The 18,907-nt window shown below is 54.4% G+C and carries 15 protein-coding genes; 9 read left to right on the top strand and 6 right to left on the bottom strand.

Annotation, left to right across the window (positions count from 1 at the left end):
- Window positions 1-8 precede the first annotated feature (8 nt).
- Window positions 9-731: a UDP-2,3-diacylglucosamine diphosphatase gene (gene lpxH, locus ACO0U8_RS05570; protein WP_421670430.1), complete on the top strand. Its 723-nt coding sequence runs from the start codon at window positions 9-11 to the stop codon at window positions 729-731.
- Here the strand turns inward: lpxH and ACO0U8_RS05575 are convergent.
- On the bottom strand, window positions 715-1,347 hold the full coding sequence (locus ACO0U8_RS05575) for a tRNA-(ms[2]io[6]A)-hydroxylase (protein WP_421670678.1): 633 nt from the start codon (window positions 1,345-1,347) through the stop codon (window positions 715-717). The genes lpxH and ACO0U8_RS05575 overlap by 17 nt on opposite strands.
- 180 nt (window positions 1,348-1,527) lie before the next feature.
- Here ACO0U8_RS05575 and purE point away from each other — a divergent pair, with 180 nt between their 5' ends.
- Both purE and purK read left to right on the top strand, forming a co-directional pair.
- Complete coding sequence (gene purE / locus ACO0U8_RS05580) at window positions 1,528-2,037, top strand: 5-(carboxyamino)imidazole ribonucleotide mutase (protein WP_122095978.1); 510 nt, start codon at window positions 1,528-1,530, stop codon at window positions 2,035-2,037.
- Window positions 2,034-3,098 (top strand): 5-(carboxyamino)imidazole ribonucleotide synthase, encoded by a 1,065-nt coding sequence (gene purK, locus ACO0U8_RS05585; protein WP_421670431.1) that lies wholly within the window; start codon window positions 2,034-2,036, stop codon window positions 3,096-3,098. The genes purE and purK overlap by 4 nt, the downstream gene beginning before the upstream one ends.
- Window positions 3,099-3,139: 41 nt before the next feature.
- Here purK and ybbP read toward each other — a convergent pair whose 3' ends face one another.
- A complete protein-coding gene (gene ybbP, locus ACO0U8_RS05590; RefSeq protein WP_056771261.1) occupies window positions 3,140-5,572 on the bottom strand; it encodes a putative ABC transporter permease subunit YbbP in 2,433 nt (810 codons plus the stop codon).
- Complete coding sequence (ybbA, locus tag ACO0U8_RS05595) at window positions 5,569-6,255, bottom strand: putative ABC transporter ATP-binding protein YbbA (RefSeq protein WP_056771257.1); 687 nt, start codon at window positions 6,253-6,255, stop codon at window positions 5,569-5,571. The genes ybbP and ybbA overlap by 4 nt, the downstream gene beginning before the upstream one ends.
- On the opposite strand from ybbA, the gene tesA reads away from it, so the two are divergent.
- The 6 genes from tesA (at window position 6,226) to ACO0U8_RS05625 (ending at window position 16,643) form a co-directional block, all read left to right on the top strand.
- Window positions 6,226-6,855: a multifunctional acyl-CoA thioesterase I/protease I/lysophospholipase L1 gene (tesA, locus tag ACO0U8_RS05600; protein ID WP_122096121.1), complete on the top strand. Its 630-nt coding sequence runs from the start codon at window positions 6,226-6,228 to the stop codon at window positions 6,853-6,855. The two genes, ybbA and tesA, sit on opposite strands and share 30 nt — an antisense overlap.
- Window positions 6,856-6,976: 121 nt before the next feature.
- Entirely contained in the window at window positions 6,977-7,753 is a 777-nt protein-coding gene (locus ACO0U8_RS05605; RefSeq protein ID WP_056771250.1) for an SDR family oxidoreductase, read from the top strand.
- An 87-nt stretch (window positions 7,754-7,840) separates the two neighbouring features.
- Window positions 7,841-8,698, top strand: a complete 858-nt coding sequence (locus tag ACO0U8_RS05610; RefSeq protein WP_421670432.1) for a tetratricopeptide repeat protein — start codon at window positions 7,841-7,843, stop codon at window positions 8,696-8,698.
- 402 nt (window positions 8,699-9,100) lie between these two features.
- Window positions 9,101-15,028 carry a S6 family peptidase gene (locus tag ACO0U8_RS05615; RefSeq protein WP_421670433.1) on the top strand — a complete coding sequence of 1,976 codons (5,928 nt, stop codon included), beginning with the start codon at window positions 9,101-9,103 and terminating at the stop codon, window positions 15,026-15,028.
- 239 nt (window positions 15,029-15,267) lie between these two features.
- A complete protein-coding gene (locus ACO0U8_RS05620; protein WP_056771239.1) occupies window positions 15,268-16,188 on the top strand; it encodes an SPFH domain-containing protein in 921 nt (306 codons plus the stop codon).
- A complete protein-coding gene (locus ACO0U8_RS05625) occupies window positions 16,188-16,643 on the top strand; it encodes an NfeD family protein (RefSeq protein WP_217204976.1) in 456 nt (151 codons plus the stop codon). The genes ACO0U8_RS05620 and ACO0U8_RS05625 overlap by 1 nt, the downstream gene beginning before the upstream one ends.
- Here the strand turns inward: ACO0U8_RS05625 and cueR are convergent.
- From cueR to ACO0U8_RS05640, 3 genes are all read right to left on the bottom strand, one after another.
- Window positions 16,640-17,041, bottom strand: a complete 402-nt coding sequence (gene cueR / locus ACO0U8_RS05630; RefSeq protein WP_414071466.1) for a Cu(I)-responsive transcriptional regulator — start codon at window positions 17,039-17,041, stop codon at window positions 16,640-16,642. The genes ACO0U8_RS05625 and cueR overlap by 4 nt on opposite strands.
- A 72-nt stretch (window positions 17,042-17,113) precedes the next feature.
- Window positions 17,114-17,899 (bottom strand): molybdate ABC transporter permease subunit, encoded by a 786-nt coding sequence (locus tag ACO0U8_RS05635; protein WP_414071467.1) that lies wholly within the window; start codon window positions 17,897-17,899, stop codon window positions 17,114-17,116.
- Window positions 17,871-18,791 (bottom strand): extracellular solute-binding protein, encoded by a 921-nt coding sequence (locus tag ACO0U8_RS05640; protein ID WP_421670434.1) that lies wholly within the window; start codon window positions 18,789-18,791, stop codon window positions 17,871-17,873. The genes ACO0U8_RS05635 and ACO0U8_RS05640 overlap by 29 nt, the downstream gene beginning before the upstream one ends.
- Window positions 18,792-18,907: the final 116 nt, after the last annotated feature.

An 18,907-nucleotide genomic window follows, 5' to 3' on the forward strand; every position in this document is an offset into this window, starting at 1 on the left:
ACGTCGGGATGACCACGTTTTTTATCGCAGATATTCATCTTTGCGCACAGGAACCGGCAATCACTGCCGGTTTTCTGCGTTTTTTACGCGAAGATGCGCCGCAGGCCGACGTGCTGTACATTCTCGGGGATTTATTCGAAGCCTGGATTGGCGACGATGATCCACAGCCGTTACACGCAGACATCGCTGCGGCGTTAAACCACTTACACCAGCAAGGCGTTCCCTGCTTCTTCATTCACGGCAACCGCGATTTTCTGCTTGGCCGCCGCTTTGCGCGCGACAGCCTGATGACCCTGCTGCCAGAGAAAAAAGTCCTCGAACTTTATGGCCGCCGCGTCCTGATCCTGCACGGCGATACGTTGTGTACCGACGACGTTGCCTATCAGAACTTCCGCAAGAAAGTGCATAATCCGCTGATTCAAAAGTTGTTCCTGATGCTGCCGCTGAAATGGCGTTTAGGTATTGCCGCCAAAATGCGCGCCAACAGCAAAGCGTCTAATCAGGGAAAATCACAGGAAATTATGGATGTGAACCCGCAGGCGGTGGTGAATGACATGCAGGCGGCAGGCGTAGAGTGGATGATCCACGGCCACACCCATCGCCCGGCGATCCATGATGTACAGCTTGGGGCCAAAACCGGCCACCGCGTGGTGTTAGGGGCGTGGCACGAAGAAGGGTCGGTGGTCAAAGTCACCGCCGATAACGTAGAGCTGATCAGTTTCCCGTTTTAAGGCTGCACACTGGCGTACCACTGTGGAAACGGAATTGCTCATCCGGCGCCAAAATCAGTTCCGCTTCTATTCTGCCAAAAAACTCTACCCGATCGCTGATGTCTCCTCCGGCATATTGCTCCGCCAGCGCCAGATAATCGGCAAAATGACGTGATTCTGAGCGCAGCAGCGAAGTGTAAAAACGCGATAACGTTTCATCGAGATGCGGCGCGATTTTGGCAAAACGCTCGCAGGAACGCGCTTCGATATACGCCCCGATAATCAGGCGGTCGACCAGAATATTTAAATCATCATGATGACGGGTATGTTTAATCATCCCGCTGGCGTAGCGCGACGGTGAAAGCTGGGTGTAAGTGACATTGCGTTTTTGCATGATTTCCACCACCTGCTCGAAATGATGAAGTTCTTCCCGCGCCAGACGCGCCGCGCAAAACAGCAGTTCAGTGCGATCCAGATATTTCGTCATCAGGCTCATCGCCGTGGCCGCCGCTTTTTTTTCACAGTTGGCGTGATCAATCAGCATCACCGCCTGATTTTCCAGCGCCACATCCACCCACAAAGCCGGTGTTTCACAGTGCAAAAAATCATAAATCGGTGCCAGTAAAGCCTGCGTCATCATTCAGTTTCCAGTGTTGATTGCTCATCATAGTGTGGTCCGGATTATACAAATCTGCCCGCCACTTCTCATCAAAAATGCACCGTATTCCGGCGACGCAACCGTTTTCCTTGCTTCGTGAGCATGATATCATTTGCGCCCTCGCAGTTTCTATTTCCGAATCACAGGAGCTTTACAGACATGTCATCCAACGTTACCCCGGCAAAAATCGCCATCGTTATGGGGTCTAAAAGTGACTGGGCGACCATGCAGTTCGCCGCCGAAGTCCTCACAACGCTGAATATTCCTTTCCATGTCGATATCGTCTCCGCACACCGCACGCCGGACAAATTATTCACTTTCGCTGAACAGGCTTCGGCGAATGGCTTTGATGTGATCATCGCGGGTGCAGGCGGCGCGGCACATTTACCCGGTATGCTGGCTGCGAAAACGCTGGTGCCGGTGCTTGGTGTGCCGGTGCAAAGTGCTGCGCTGAGTGGCATCGACAGCCTGTATTCCATCGTACAAATGCCGCGCGGCATTCCGGTTGGGACACTGGCGATTGGTAAAGCCGGTGCGGCAAATGCTGCGCTGCTGGCCGCACAGATTCTCGCGCTGCACGATGCTGAGATTGCGAAAAGTCTGGCCGCATGGCGCACCGCTCAAACTGATGAAGTGCTGAATAATCCCGATCCACGGGAGCAAGCATGAAGCCGGTTTGCGTGCTCGGAAACGGCCAGTTAGGCAGGATGCTGCGTCAGGCCGGTGAACCGCTGGGGATCGCCGTTTTTCCCGTCGGCCTTGATGCTGAACCGGAAGCCGTGCCGTATCAGCAAAGCGTTATTACCGCTGAAATCGAACGCTGGCCGGAAACCGCGCTGACCCGCGAACTGGCGACACACAATGCGTTTGTTAACCGCGAAATCTTCCCGCGTCTGGCCGACCGCCTGACGCAAAAACAATTGCTCGATCAGCTCGGTCTGGCAACCGCACCGTGGCAGTTACTGGCCGATGCCGCCGAATGGCCGCAGGTATTCTCCGAAATTGGCGAACTGGCGATTGTGAAACGTCGCGTCGGCGGTTACGACGGCCGTGGTCAGTGGCGTTTGCGCTCCGGCGAAGAAAATACGCTGCCGCAGGATTGCTACGGTGAATGCATCGTTGAACAGGGCATCAATTTTTCCGGCGAAGTGTCGCTGGTCGGTGCACGGGGTCACGACGGCAAAACCGTGTTTTACCCGCTGACCCATAACCTGCATCAGGATGGCATTCTGCGCACCAGCGTCGCGCTGCCGCAGCCGGACGCCGCCCTGCAACAGCAGGCGGAACGCATGTTGTCAGCCATCCTCAACGAACTGAATTACGTCGGCGTGATGGCGATGGAATGTTTCGTGGTCAGTGAAGGTTTGCTGATTAACGAGCTGGCCCCGCGCGTGCACAACAGCGGTCACTGGACGCAAAACGGTGCATCCTACAGCCAGTTTGAAATGCACCTGCGCGCGATCCTCGGTCTGCCGTTGCCGCAACCGATGGTCAGTACGCCGTCGGTGATGGTGAATCTGATTGGAACAGAGGTGTCAGAAGCATGGCTGAGCCTGCCGCTGGTCAATCTGCACTGGTATGAGAAGGAAGTGCGTCCTGGGCGTAAAGTCGGACACCTGAATCTCAACGACGCCAGCGCCAGCCTGCTGAAAGATAATCTTAACGCACTGATCCCGATGCTGCCGGCAGAATACGCCAGCGGTATTGAATGGGCGATTGAAAAGCTGTGATTTTCAGGCTTCCTCCCCTGCAAAGGGGAGGAGTTTACACACTACGAATCATACTGCCTGAACAACGCCCTTCCCCGCAGTAACCGCACACCCAGCCAGCCACCGCAGACCGACAGCAGTAACGCGCTCACCACCGGTACGGCGATCCACATCAGGTAATTCGGTTCCCATGGGAAATCGAACACTTTGCGTTGCAGCAGCCACAATGCGGCTTCCGCACCGATGGCGGCAGCGACACCGGCCACCAGCCCGAGCACGGCAAATTCACACCACAGCGTGCGATGCAGCATCTTTTTGCTGGCGCCCAGCGTGCGGTAAACAATCAGCTCCTGACGGCGCTGACGCATGCCGACCTGAATCTGCGCCAGCAGCAGTAAACCGCCGCACAGCATCACCAGAATCACCATCACTTCCAGCGCCCTGCTCACCTGCTGCAATACCTGCCCTACCTGACGCAGGATCGAGCCGATATCCATCAGGCTCACCGTCGGGAACTGGCGGTTGAGCTGCGTGATGGTGCGGTCATCGCCGTGATAACGGAAGCTGGTCAGCCAGCTTTGCGGCTGGCCGTCGAGCGCGCCCGGCGGGAAGATGAAGTAGAAATTCGGCTTCAGGCTGTCCCAGTCCACTTTTCGCAGGCTGGTGATTTTGGCGCTGAACTCCTGGGTATCGCCGCTGAACGTGACGGTATCGCCGAGCTTCAGCCCCAGACGCCCCGCCAGCCCTTCGTCGATCGACACTTCACCGGCTTTCGGCGGCCCGTTGCCTGCCACCAGCGGATTATGATCCGGCAGCCCTTCCATCCAGGTCAGATTCAGTTCACGGTTTACGGCTTCACCGCCCGCGTCGTCCGGTTTGATGATCTCGGTGGCGACCTTGTCGTTAATCCCGGTCAGGCGAACCCGCACAATCGGATAGAAGGTTTCCGGCTGTGCTTTATGCTGATGCAGGAAATCCGTCACCTGCGGAATTTGCTCTTTCGTGATATTGAGCAGGAAGTAATTCGGGCTGTCCGGCGGAAGCTGTTGCTCCCAGCGATCCAGCAAATCCCCGCGCATCACCAGCAGCAAAGCCAGCAACATAAACGACATGGAGAACGCCGCCAGCTGGCTGAGCGTCACCCACGGCTGTCGCAGCAGACGGTTGACGGCTAAACGCAGCGGCAACTGACGGAAAGTCAGACGGCGCAGTAACAACAGCGCCCCCCAGCCAATCACGCCCAGCAGCAACGACAGCACCAGCACGCCAGCCAGCAAAGACCACAGCAGCGAACTTCCGCCCATCAGCGCCGCCAGCAGACCGACCACCACCAGAATCATGACCGGCAGGAAGTAGCGCAGCGGCCAGACGTTGGCGACCACATCATTACGCAGCACGCGCAATGGCTGGGTAGCCAGTAACTGGCGATAAGGACGAATACCAATCAGGAACGAGATCACCACCATCGCGCCCATCGACCAGACCCACGGCCAGACACCGGCGGGAGGAAGCGCCGCAGGCAGTACCGGGGCCAGAACTTTCATCAGCACCGCTTCAAATGCCAGACCGACCAGACTGCCGCAAATTCCCGCCAGCACCATTACCGCAACCCACTGGCCGATGATCAGCCTGCGCAGGGCTTTTTTCCCCGCACCGAGGGTTTTGAGTACCGCCACCAGATCGTAACGGCTGCGGCAGTAATGCCCCATCGACACGGCAATGGCGGCAATCGACAGCATCAGCGTCAGCAATGCTGATAACGTCAGGAACTGCTGCGAGCGCTGCAACGATTTCCCCAGCGCACCGTCGGAATCTTCCATTCCGGTCCAGCGCTGATCGGGTTTCAGCAGCCCTTTTATCGCATCGCCATAGATCTGAATCGCCTGCGGCGAACCGGCAAACATATAACGGTAGGTCAGGCGGCTGCCCGGCTGAACCGCGCCGGTTTTCGGCACATCCGCCAGATTCATGATCACCCGTGGCGCGGTCTGGAACGGGTTGAAGCCCGAATCCGGTTCCTGCACCACCACACCGGCAATTTTCAGCGTGGAGTCACCCACGTCCAGATTGTCGCCCACTTTCACGTTGAGCAACGCCAGCAGACGCGGCGCAACCAGCACGGTGCCCGGCTCAGGTTTCAGCCCGGCGGGTTCGGTTTGTAGCGTGCCATACAGCGGGTAAGCCAGATCGGTGGCTTTTACCGCCGCCAGTTGTGGCGTTTCACCGGCAAACGTCATGGTCATGAAAGAGAGCTGACGGCTGACCTTCAGCCCCTGCTTTTCCGCGTCCTGCAACCAGGCTTCGGTGATCGGCCGGGCGGAGCGCAGCACACGGTCACCGGCGATAAACTCGCGGCTTTGCTGACTCAGCCCTTTGTCCATACGGTCACTGATGCTGCCGAGCGCCAGCACGCAGGCCACCGCCAGCGTCAGTGCCAGCCAGACAATCAGCAGCGAAGGCGAACGCCATTCGCGCCAGAACCAGCGCCAGATCATGCTTCCTCCCACAACTTCCCGTCACGCAGACGCAGGCGCCGCTGGCAACGCGCCGCCAGTTGCTCGTCGTGGGTGACCAGAATAAGGGTGGTGGCCGCATCGCGGTTCAGGGAGAACAGCAGATCGACAATGCGTTCGCCGGTCGCACGATCCAGATTGCCGGTCGGCTCATCGGCGAACAGCAGTTTAGGTTTTCCGATAAATGCCCGCGCCAGCGCCACACGTTGCTGCTCGCCACCCGAAAGCTGCGCAGGCAGATGGTGCAGACGCCCGCCGAGCCCGAGACTTTCCAGTAACTGCACCGCCTGCTGACGGCTGTTGCTGTCGCTTTCGCCGCGCAGCAATGCCGGAAGCTGGACGTTTTCCAGCGCGTTGAGCGTCGGAACCAGCATGAAGGACTGAAACACGAAGCCCACATTTTTTGCCCGCAGCGCGGCGCGACCTTCTTCGTTAAGTTTACTGAGAGATTTGCCGAGCAAAACCACATCGCCGCTGGTGCCGTCATCCAGCCCGGCAAGAATGCCCAGCAGGGTGGATTTACCGGAACCGGATTCCCCAATCAGCGCAATTGTCTGCGCCGGTTTGACAACCAGCTCCACACCGGACAGGATGGTGAGCTGTCCTTCACCCTGACCGACGTGCTTATTAAGATGATGAACTTCAAGAACGTTTTCCGCTGGCATCTCCCCTTCCTTATGTTGTTAGGATTACTGAGTTTTCGCGCCGTTGCTGCTGATAACTTGCTGATTATTGGCGACAGTTTAAGTGCTGTCTATCGCCTGCCTGTAGCCGAATCATGGCCGTCACTGCTGAATAAAAAATGGCAAAAAGAAGGGGGGAAACCCACCATTATTAACGCCAGCATCAGCGGAGATACCGCCGAACAAGGGCTGGCGCGATTGTCTGCGCTGCTGCAACAACATCATCCACGTTGGGTGCTGATTGAGTTGGGTGCCAACGACGGTTTACGCGGATTTCCGCCACAAACCATTTCGCAAACCCTGACCCAAATTATCGCTCAGGTTAAACACGCCGATGCCCAGCCGTTGCTGATGCAAATCCGCCTGCCGCCAAACTATGGCCGCCGCTACGGTGATGCGTTCTATGCCATCTATCCGGCGCTGGCGAAGCAGGAGAATATCCCGCTGGTGCCATTCTTTATGGAACAGGTCGCCGTGAAACCGGAATGGATGCAGGATGACGGCTTGCACCCGGCACTGGCAGCCCAGTCGTTTATTGCCGACTGGATGTCTGAAAAACTCACGCCGCTGCTGACGCATTAGGTTTAAAATACGAAAAATAAAATAATACCGGGACGTGAGTAAAACCAGGACGTTACCTTTTTCACCCGACTCCCTAGTAAATCACAGCCATAAAAAATAGGGACACCTCACAGGTAAAGTTATGCAAAAAGCAGTATTAATCACCGGTTGTTCCAGCGGTATCGGGCTGGTGGCTGCACAAGATTTGCGCAGCCGTGGTTACCGGGTGCTGGCTGCATGCCGGAAACCGCAGGATATCGACACACTTCAGCAGATGGGTTTTGAAACCATACCGCTGGATCTTGATGATGAAGAGAGCGTCATACACGCCGCCGCGCAGGTGATCGCGTTGACCGGCAACCGCCTGTATGGCCTGTTCAACAATGCCGGATATGGCGTTTACGGCCCGCTTAACAGCATCAGCCGCGCGCAGTTCGAGAAACAATTTTCCACCAACCTGTTCGGCACACATCAGCTGACCCAACTTTTGCTGCCCGCCATGCTGCCGCACGGCGAAGGCCGCATTATTCAGACCAGTTCGGTGATGGGGCTGATTACCACGCCCCGCCGTGGCGTTTATGCCGCCAGTAAATTCGCGCTGGAAGCCTGGTCCGACACGCTGCGCATGGAGCTGCACGGCACGGGCATTCAGGTCAGCCTGATTGAACCCGGCCCGCTCAGCAGCAATTTCACCGCCAACGTCAGTCAGTCACAAGCTGACCAGCCGGTAGAAAATCCGGGCATCGCCCGTCGTTTTACACTCAAGCCGGAGGCGGTTTTACCCAAACTGCACCATGCTTTGGAGAACCCGCGAGCGCGCCTGCGTTATCCGGTGACCCTGGTCGCCCATGCGCTGACGGTGCTCAAACGCCTGTTGCCCGGCCGGTTGCTGGATAAAATATTGCGCGGAAACAGCTAAGTAAAAGCGCCGGGGGGTTGAAGCAGTAAGAGTCGCCCCCATCTCATTTTTAACGCTTTAAACGCCTTAGTCAGAGAGAACGAATTCATGCTTGCACAACCTACGATTATTGATATTGACGAAACAAACCTGCAACAGGCACTGGAGCAATCCATGTCTGTGCCGGTGATGTTCTATTTCTGGTCAGAACGCAGTCAGCATTGCCTGCAACTCGGGCCGATTCTCGACAAACTGGCGGTGGAATATGCCGGTCAGCTGATTCTGGCGAAGGTCGATTGCGATGTGCAGCAAATGGTCGCTCAGCAGTTTGGTCTGCGTTCGATTCCGGCGGTTTACCTGTTTAAAGACGGTCAGCCGGTTGATGGTTTCCAGGGCCCGCAGCCGGAAGACGTGATCCGCGAACTGCTGCAAAAAGTTTTGCCGAAAGAAGAAGAGCTGAAGCTGGCTCAGGCACAGGAACTGTTGCAGGCAGGCAATGCGGCTGAAGCCCTGCCCCTGCTCAAAGAAGCCTGGCAGCTGAGCAATCAGCGCAGTGATATCGGCCTGTTGCTGGCAGAAACGCACATTCATCTCAACCGTAGTGATGACGCTGAGGCCGTACTGGCCACCATTCCGTTGCAGGACAAAGATTCCCGCTATCAGGGGCTGGTCGCGCAGATTGAGCTGCTCAAACAGGCAGCGGATACCCCTGAGATTCAGCAACTTCAGCAGGAGCTGTCGCAGGATCCTGATAATGCAGAGCTCATTGTTAAACTCAGCCTGCAACTGCATCAGGTTGGCCGTAACGAAGAAGCGCTGGAACTGCTGATGGCGCCGCTGAAGAAAGATTTAGCCGCGGCTAACGGCGCGGCGCGTAAAACGCTGATGGATATCCTGGCCGCACTTGGCACCGGTGATGCCCTGGCTGCGAAATATCGACGTCAGTTATATTCCTTGCTTTACTGATTCATCAGAATTTTAATTTAAAAATGCCGGCCTTGCGCCGGCTTTTTTATTTCCACGTATTAAGAAGAAGTTACATATCCCATCACAATATAAAATATATTCAGCGTTTTTAATTTGATATGTGAATGTATTTATTTTCTCTTAAAGAAGAATACATCCTTACAATCACGTGATATTCTCGCCGCCCTAAAAACATCGAAGACAGATGTTATTCGCAAAATAATTAAACGATCAACGCATAACCTGAAAATAATCGTCAACAAAAACAATTCAATAAAACCGTTATTATCCATCGAGCATGAGTAATATTATTTACATGGAGTTTGTTATATGAAGTTTAAAAAAGGATTGATTTCTTCAATATTATTCATGGGGCAAATTAGTGATGCGTCAGCTGCCTTAATGCGTGATGATATCAATGTTCAGGTTTACCGGGATTACGCGGAGAACCGTGGCGTATTTTTCCCCGGCGCAGTTAACGTTCCGGTCTATCATATTGACGGTTCCATGAGTGGTACGCTTAACGTTATCCCTGATTTCAGTTCGAATGCTGATGGCGGTTTTTCAACGCTCATCTCTGCACAGGTCGCCCCCTCTGCTGTCCATGTTGGTTATACGGACAATCTCACTTTCGGCAAACGATTCCAGCAATTAGATGCCACCCTTTTCAGCGGTGCCGAGAAAGCCGAAAGCTACACCTTAATGAACGAGGTGACCAAACGCGCTTATGATGTGGAGACAACTGACGATTATAAAATTACACGTTTGCGCACCCTCGTGACCGATGCGGCCCCTTCAGAATTATTTACCGATACGTCGCAAATAAAAAAAGGACTTGTTATTGCCCGTGTGGGTGGCGGGACTTTTGCCGTTGCGCTGGACAAAAATACGATTCAAGATCTGGGTTATGGGCCAATGGCAGGCGGCACAAACATCATCGAAACCGTGAGCCTTAACGGCCAGGTATACAACCTAAGAATAACGCTGACAGAAGCGCAGAAGACCGCTCTTGATGTCGGCACTCTGGGCGGTGACAGTGGCAGTGGCGTATGGGGATGGGATACAAAATCTCAGAGCTGGAAATTGGTGGCGATCAACTCGGCTGGCGGCGGCACGAAAGGCTACGGAAAGACGAGTTTTTTCAGGACAGCCCCGCAGTGGACGCTGGACACCATGGAAAGCTTTAACGATGCGGCGATTAGCACGTTAAATAGCTCGGATATTATTTACGCAGGCGCACAAGACAGTAAAAGTGGCGAAGGTTATCTGACGCTCAATGGTAACGATATTCTTTACCACGGAATACGCACAGATATCGCCGCTTCCGCATTGGTCAATAATGACTTCAAAAGTAACAAGAACCTTATATTTGGTGGCGCGGGCGGCACTATCCAGCTCACGGAAAAAAATCTGAATTTAGGTGCGGGATCGATAACCTTTAATTCAGATTACATTCTTTCCGACGGCGGCGATAATAACCGCCGGTTAAACAGCGCGGGCTATATTATCAACGCGGGTGCGGTCGTCACCAGTTTACTTACCGGCGGCGTCGGCGATATCTGGCGTAAAATTGGCGATGGCACGCTGATCATTGCCGGTAACGGGAATAATCAGGCCGGATTAAATGTTGGCGACGGCCTGACTATTCTGCAACGCGTGGGCGGTTCCGCGCTGAAAACCCTGCATATCGGCAGCGGACGGGCTATCGTCCGGCTGGGTGCCGCCGATCAGCTGGTGGGGACGCAGGTTGGCTTCGGCACGCGCGGCGGGATCCTTGATCTCTACGGTCAGTCGCTGAGCTGGAATGACATTATCCACATGGACAACGGCGCAACCATTGCCGCCACCAAATCCGGCGCGCAGTCCACCTTCACCTTCACCGGTAGCGGACCAAAAACGTTCCTCGGGAACTTCGTCGACGGCGGCTCACTGAGCGACGGGCTGCTGCATCTGGTGTATGCGCCAGCGACGAAAGATTCTTCCTGGACACTGAAAGGCTATATCGATACACGCGGCGGGATGGATATCACCTCCGGTAATCTGGCGGTTCAGGGCGCGCTGACGCTGCATGCCGGTGGATATATCGATCCGACCCAGTATGAGAAAGCCAGCTTTGATCTGGGCGACAGCCTGGTCAATCTTACTGATGCCAGTTTCACCGTAGCCCGCAACGCCACGGCACGCGGACGTTTTGTGCTTGATGATAAATCGACTCTGATCGTCGATTCCCGTGGTGAGACGAGCAGCGATGCTCAGGGCGTGCTTGAAGGCGCTTATTTAGACGGCAGCGTGAATTTAACCACCAAAAACTCAACCCTGCGCGTGACGCCTGATGACAAATTCAGGGTACAAATCAATGCCGATTTAAGCGGGCAAGGCCGGATTATCAAAGAAGGTGCAGGCACCCTTTTTCTCACCGGCATCAATGCGCTCACCGGAAGCAGCCTGATTTCAGAAGGCCGCGTGATCGTCAACACTCTCGCCAGCCTGGGTACGCAGCGTGACGGCTGGATCATCGAAAAAACCGGCGTGCTCGATGCAGGCAACAACGCCGGCAGCATTGCTTCCATTTTAAACACCATTTCTGCCGCATCCCGTGGCGTGCTGGCGCTGAGCGGTTCAATCACCTCTGCCGCTGATATGAAGAGCCTGAAGGATGAGTTGTATATCGGCAGCAGCGGCTATTTGTCGCTGGGTACTTTCGGGCAAAACCTGACTGCGGGCGCTGACACATTCTATCTGGGCGGCGGTGATGGCGAAGTCGGCATCAAAGGCAACCTCACAACGGGAGACTCGCTGTTCCTGGGGAACGGGGAAAGCAGCGGCATTGTTCGTATAGAAAGTCACAACGCCAACTGGGTGGGCGACATTGATTTGCGGCGCGGAATTACCCTTATCGGTGATTTTGATGATTCCCTTGGCAATGGCACCCTGAGCGTGGGTTACGGCGCGATCGCAGGTTCGAAATTCATCTCAAATATCTCCCACGATTCTGCCGGGATGATCAACATCGATCAGGCGCAACGTTTTGGTTACGACCTCAGCAATTTCCAGCAGTTAGCGCTGGGTGCGCTGGCAGGCGAGACGCTGACGATCGACCAGCCGCTGATTGCCGCCCAAAACGGCTATTACTTCTCAGGTACCGGTAATGTGCTGGTAAACAGCGCTCTGGATAAAAACAGCGATCTCAGCATTGATGCGCAAGATAACCAGGGCGGTATTATCACCCTCAACCATGCCTCTGATCTGGAAGGCATGGTCAACGTGCGTGGTTTTAACGCCAGCAATATAGCTTCAGCAAAAAGTGACATGACCCTGAAAATGGGCGTTGATGAGGCGATTGGCGGCAAAGCACACGTAATGTTAGAAGATGGCGGCGTTCTGGATCTGAACGGCCATACTGCTTCCCTGAATATTGAGAAAAGCAGCACACTGTCAAAAATAACTTCCTCGCAAACTCAAAGCGATTCCACGCTGAATCTTCTGGTTAATTCAGATACCACACTGAACAGTTCTATTTCCGGTTCCCATATTCACCTGAACAAAATGGGGCTGGGTACGCTCATTGTGGCCGGGGAAAATACCTTCAGCGGAGAGACGTTGTTAACCGCCGGGAAAACGCGGCTCAATGGCAGCCATGCCTTTGGTCTGAAGACGAATGCCGTGACCATCGCGAAAGATGCGGTGCTCGATCTGTATGGCCACAGTATTGAAAACACCCTCACCCTGGATTCTGGCAGTTTGCTTAATACGCACTCCGGAGCTGTCAGCATTGGGGGGATTAACCTTCAAAATGACAGTGCGATGACCCTCTACGGGACATCGGACAGAGCAACTATTGGCTCTTACCGGCTAAACGGCCATCACCTTACTGTCAATAATACGCTGACGAGGTTAGACGCATCCGCTTTTGATGACGGCGATATCACGTTCAATAAAAGTAAACTGGAATGGAACGCTAACAACAGTCTGCTAAGTCATAGCACCGGCTCCTTCACGGTCGGAAACGGAACCACCCTCGAGTTGCGAGATGTGGATCAAACATCCGGACCTTCAAAAACACTGGTACTCGATGGCGGTATCATCGCTTCAGGCACGAACGGCAATGGTGGCGGAGGCGGGGCAAAACTTCGTAGTGACATTAATGTCGCCAGTAGCGGAACGTTAGTGGGAAACAACACCGCATTTAACATTATGTTCCGCATTTTTGGCTCATTGACGGGCAAAGGGATACTCACTATTGCGGGCAGTCATTCCGTAGGGTTACTTGGCGATACATCGGCCTTTACCGGCAAAATTTATATACAAAACAAAAGTACTTTACGTCTGTTGCCGGAAATGGACACCTCATTGTCAGCCAGCATGGAGAGTCAGGGGGCTGGGAAGATTATTAAAGAAGGAACCCGCAAACTCACATTAAGCGGTAACAATCATCTCTATATGAATGAACTGGAGATTAAAGCCGGCGATTTGGTATTCACGAATGCCGACTCCTTAACCGGTGGCAAAATTAAAATGACCGGCGGGAACCTGGGGTTCGCCAGCGATGAAAACCTGATCCTCAATAACGCCATCAGCGGCACATCCGGCAGCCTGGTTAAACAAGGCACGGGCAGCGTCGTTCTCAATGCGGTGAATACGTTCAACCAAAAAACAGTGGTTGAAGACGGCACGCTGGTGGTGGGTGATGCCCTGCATGCCAGCGCGCAGTTAGCCGGAAATATAGAGGTTAATCCTTTCGGCACACTGCATGGTTACGGCACGGTCGGTGGAAATGTCTCTAACAGCGGCCTTGTACGCCCGGCGGGTGCAGGGAAAACCTTCAACGTTAAAGGCAAATACACCCAGACGGCGGATGCGACGTTGTTCATCGATATCGATCCCCTGCTGGGTGCTTCAAAACTTGCCGTTACGGGGATGGCAGAACTTGCCGGACACCTGCAAACGCTCTTCGCACCAGGCACATACACTGAACAGGCGTATGAAATTCTGACCGCCGCGGGCGGCGTCACCGGTGTGTTTGCCGATAACCTTCAGGTGGGCAACGACGTGATGAGTCAGTCGCTGACTTATGCGGCCAACGGCGTGACCCTGACGACAGTGGCGAACCCGGTCAATCCTGTTAACCCGGTCAATCCTGTAAACCCGGTTAACCCTGTTAATCCTGTTAACCCGGTTGATCCGGTTACCCCTGTTAACCCGGTTGATCCTGTAGACCCTGTTAATCCGGTCGACCCGATTGACCCCGCTGATCCGGTTATCCCTGTCGACCCGATTGACCCTATTGACCCTGCTGATCCGGTTATCCCTGCCGATCCAACTGATGATGTTAAGCCGCAGCCAAGGTTTGTCGTGCGTCCGTCGAATATTCACGCCTATGACCCGCAACTGATGGCTATCGGCTTGCAGAAATCTACGCAATGGAGCCTGCACCAGGTGGACTGGGCATTAAATCCGTTCGTTAAATCGGGCTGCGATATGTCCGGGCAATGCTTCAGTGACGATGCGATGTGGATTATGCCGCACACCAGCAAGGGTTCCGGCAGTTCCGGCCTGAGTGCGGATATCAATGGCATTTCTATCGGCGGATATATTGAGAGTCAGGCCACCCGCGTGGGCGTCTCTGTCGATTACTCGGATTATGACCTCTCATCCGACGGCGCCTCTTCTTCTGCCAGTCGCTACGCCGTGAATGTGTTTGCATCCGAAAAATTAAGTGACATCGTGCTGTCCGGCTCGCTGGGATATACGCACTCCCCTACCGATACCACACGTCAGGTCACCCGCAGCGGCATCTCTCTGGGCGAAGGAAAAAGCTCAGTGTCCGCCGAGGCGATAACCACGGCCCTCAGCGCCAGCTTACCGCTGACGTTGGGTGACATGAGCATCGTTCCTCAAATCGGCATAGAAGGCCTGAACGTTTATTATTCTGGCTTTGATGAAAGCATGTCAGCGAATAATGAAATGTTCGATTCAGTCATCGGCAAGATGAAAGTTCGCGGTGACGCCGATCGCTACACCAGCGTGCAGCCGAACATCGGCGTCAGCGTTTCCAACACCTATGTTGTTGCGGGCAAAGAAGTCACTCCGAATCTGAACCTGACCTACCGCAGGGAATTGATGAATGACAACGACAGTCAGGTCTACAGCAATGACGGCACGCCATTCACTGTTTCCGGCAATACGTTAGGCCGTGATATTGCGGAGTATTCCGCTGGCGTTGACGTGAAACTTACACCGAATCTGCGGGCAACACTCAGTTACACCGGCAGCCATCAGCAGGGATATCAGTATCAGGAAGGCATGGCTCAGGTGAAATACAGTTTCTGATGACAGAGGAAGCAGAAATTCACCCTGCTTTATGACATCAGCACTCTTCAAAGGCCGCCGATTTTTCGCGGCCTTTTCATTATGTTCATTCACAGCGATCTTCTTTATTAATACGAAGCCTTATTGAATTGTGCGACAATTCGCCATGCGCCTGACCGTTTGGTGAGTGCGCCAGGGAGATATTTTATCGGGATGTTCCAGCCGGAATATTCAGGACTCAATTTACAGGAGTTTCATCTATGTTTGATCTCATTCCCATTCCAATCCTTATCCTGATCGTCCTTGCCGTGCTGGTGGTTTTTGCCGGCATCAAAATCGTGCCGCAGGGCTACCAGTGGACCGTCGAACGTTTCGGGCGTTACACCAAAACGTTGATGCCGGGGCTGAACCTGGTGGTGCCTTTCGTTGATCGCGTTGGTCGCCGGATCAACATGATGGAACAGGTACTGGATATTCCGTCTCAGGAAGTGATTTCCCGCGATAACGCCAATGTCGCCATCGACGCCGTCTGCTTTATTCAGGTGATCGACCCGGCGCGCGCAGCCTATGAAGTCAGCAACCTGGAGCAGGCCATTGTGAACCTCACAATGACAAACTTCCGTACCGTACTCGGCTCAATGGAGCTCGATGAGATGCTGTCACAACGCGACAACATCAACGCACGTTTGCTGCATATCGTCGATGAAGCGACTAATCCGTGGGGCGTGAAAATTACCCGTATCGAAATTCGCGACGTGCGTCCACCGGCAGAGCTTATTTCTGCCATGAACGCGCAGATGAAAGCCGAACGTACGAAACGCGCCGATATTCTTGAAGCCGAAGGTGTGCGCCAGTCGGCGATCCTGCGGGCTGAAGGTGAAAAACAGTCGCAGATCCTTAAAGCGGAAGGTGAGCGGCAGTCAGCGTTCCTGCAGGCCGAAGCCCGTGAACGTGCGGCAGAAGCCGAAGCCCAGGCGACCAAAATGGTGTCAGAAGCCATCGCTGCCGGCAGCGTCCATGCCATCAATTACTTTGTGGCACAGAAATACACCGACGCACTGACAAAAATCGGTTCTGCCAACAACAGCAAAGTGATCATGATGCCGCTGGATGCCAGCAGCCTGATGGGCTCGATTGGTGGTATCGCTGAATTACTGAAAGAATCAAAAGGCGAAAAATAATGCTGCAAAACCTGATGGCTACGCCGCATCTGTTCTGGCTGTCGCTCGGCGGTCTGTTACTGGCGGCTGAGCTGGTCGGGGCGAGCGGTTATTTACTGTGGAGCGGCGTGGCAGCCGCGCTGGTAGGGTTAATCACCTGGATCCTGCCCCTGCCGTGGGAATGGCAAGGTGTGGCTTTTGCACTGCTCACCGTTATCGCAGCCTGGCTGTGGTGGAAATGGCTCAACCAGCGCATGGATAAAAACAGCGCCAATGCTTCATTAAACCAGCGCGGGCAGCAGATGGTCGGTACCTATGCCACCGTCATTGAGCCTGCGGAGAATCACTTCACCCGTGTAAAAGTCGGTGACAGCAGCTGGCGCGCGGTGTGTACTTCGCCGCTCAACGTCGGTGACGAAGTGATGATCACCGGCGTGGAAGGCGCGACGCTGCGCGTGGAGCCTCACCGCCGCTAACGGGTGTGGCAGCAGCCGCTGAGGTTGTCGATAATCGGGCAACTGGCGCCGTCGTCACCCGGACAGGATTCCGCCAGCGTCAGCAGACGCTGGCGCATCACGTTCAGTTCTTCAATGTGCCGCGCAATATCTGCGGCCTTTTCCAGCGTCCTCGCTTTCACATCCGCACTGTGCCGCTCCGGGTTATGAAATAACGCGATCAACTCCTGACACTCATCCAGCGTGAACCCGACCTGCCGCGCCTGTCGCAGCAGCGTCAGCTCTTCAATGTGTTTTTGCGCATAGCGGCGATAGCCGTTATTACCACGCATCGGCGCGGTCACCAGCCCCTTCTCTTCGTAAAAACGAATCGCTTTGCTGGTCAGCCCGGTTTTTTTTGCCACATCACTGATATTCATTTCGCCTCCACGACGTGCTGGTTTTTGCGCAACAGGTCACCATCATACGCCTGGTATGCCCATTCGCAGAAATCAGCGGTAATGAATGGCCTGTTTTTTAGTGCGCAGAAGCAGCCACATTGGCAGCGGCAAGGTGACAATCAGCAGGATCCACAACAGGGAATAGACCGACGTCACGCCGTCGTTTTGCAGGTTGATAAACATTTTGACCGGAATGCCCTGCGGGAAATAGCAGAACACCATCACGATGCCAAACTCCCCGATGGCACGCACCCAGGCTATCGCCACGCCAGCGGCAATTCCACGTGAGGCCAGCGGCAATGTCAGGCGAACCAAAACCTGAAACGGTGAGGCACCGAGCGTATTCCCGGCTTCTTCGACATCTTTCGGCACGGCTTCCAGCGCACCTCTGGCGGATAAAATGAAATAGGGTAACGCGCCATAAATCTGCGCCAACACAAAGGCTGGCGCATTATTATTGAGGGTCAAGCCGATGGCAGACAGTATTTCACCCACCGAGCCGTAAGGTCCGTACACCGACACCAGCAAAATCCCCATCGCCAGCGGTGGCGTCAGCAGCGGGATCAACACCAGCATTTCCACCAGAACACGCCAGCGCGATGCAGTTTTTGCCAGCCAGTAAGCCACCGGAAGTCCGAGCAGAATAATCAGCCCTACCGACACCAGACTGAGCCCGAGAGACACCGCCACCGCGTGGCTGTCGCCGTAAGCCAGATGAAAATCCGACCACGGCGTCAGGAACAACAGCGTAATAAACGGCACCAGCAGCAACGCCAGCGCGGGAACCGCCAGACCTGACGCGCGCAACTTAGAGGTTTCCGCCTTTCGGTTTGTCATAGCCATTTTGTTTAAACAGCTGCTGCGCCTCCGCGCTTTGCAGGTAGCGGATGAACTCTTTGGCCAGTTCAGGGTGCGGGGCGTTGTTCAGCACCACGGCGTAGAAGACCAGCGGTTGCGTGCTCAGGGTTTTCTCTTTTCCGGTCGCGTCTTTCACGTTGAAAGTGACCTTGCTGTACCAGTCTTTCGACATCTGCGGATTACTGAGGTTAATTTCATCCGGCAATTTGATGTACGGCAAGTGAGCAGAAATAGTGGCACTTTCGTAACCTGAGGCCGCATCAACCTGCCCCGCTTCCAGGCGGGTCAGTAATCCGCCTTCACCGGAAATCTGTTTAGGATTTTGCACATCCCCCAGCACCGCTTTTTCCAGCCCCGGTTGTTTGTAATAATTTTCCGCCAGCATCAGGGTGAAAATGATGTTCTGCCCCTGCGGATCACTGACCGGATCGGTACGACCGAATTGCAGCCCCGGCGTCTGTAACACTTTCCACCACGGCTCTGCGCCCGCTTTACCGTCTTTAATCGCGGTAAATTTTTCGGCGTATTTGCCTTTCGGGTTGTAGGCGATCACCATGCTGGTGCTGGCAACCGGAACAGCCTGCCCGGCAAGCCCGGCTTTTTGCAGGATTTCAACCGGCCCCAGCGTGATAGAAACGAAAACATCTGCCACCACTTTTTTAGACGCCAGCAGATTTGCCATGCCGTAAGCGCCCTGCCCCTGTCCCTGATAATTCACATTTTTTTGCTTTGCAAAATCTGGACCCAGAAATTTATCCATTACCACGCCCATCGAACCGGCGTACGTCACACGAAAATCCTCCGCCGCCTGTGTGGACTGTGCCACCAGCAAACCGGCCATCAGCAGAAACGTTGTTTGCATCTTTGCCATTATCTTTCCCTTATTACCCACCGTTATATAGTTAGGTAGATAACGATAATCCATCAGAGAGGGAGATTCCTAAATAAACTGTTAATGAACAAGAACGCGAAAGCGAAAAATGCAGG

Origin of the sequence: Rahnella sp. EDr1-12 (genome assembly GCF_049206505.1) — a bacterium.
GTDB classification, from domain to species: domain Bacteria; phylum Pseudomonadota; class Gammaproteobacteria; order Enterobacterales; family Enterobacteriaceae; genus Rahnella; species Rahnella rivi.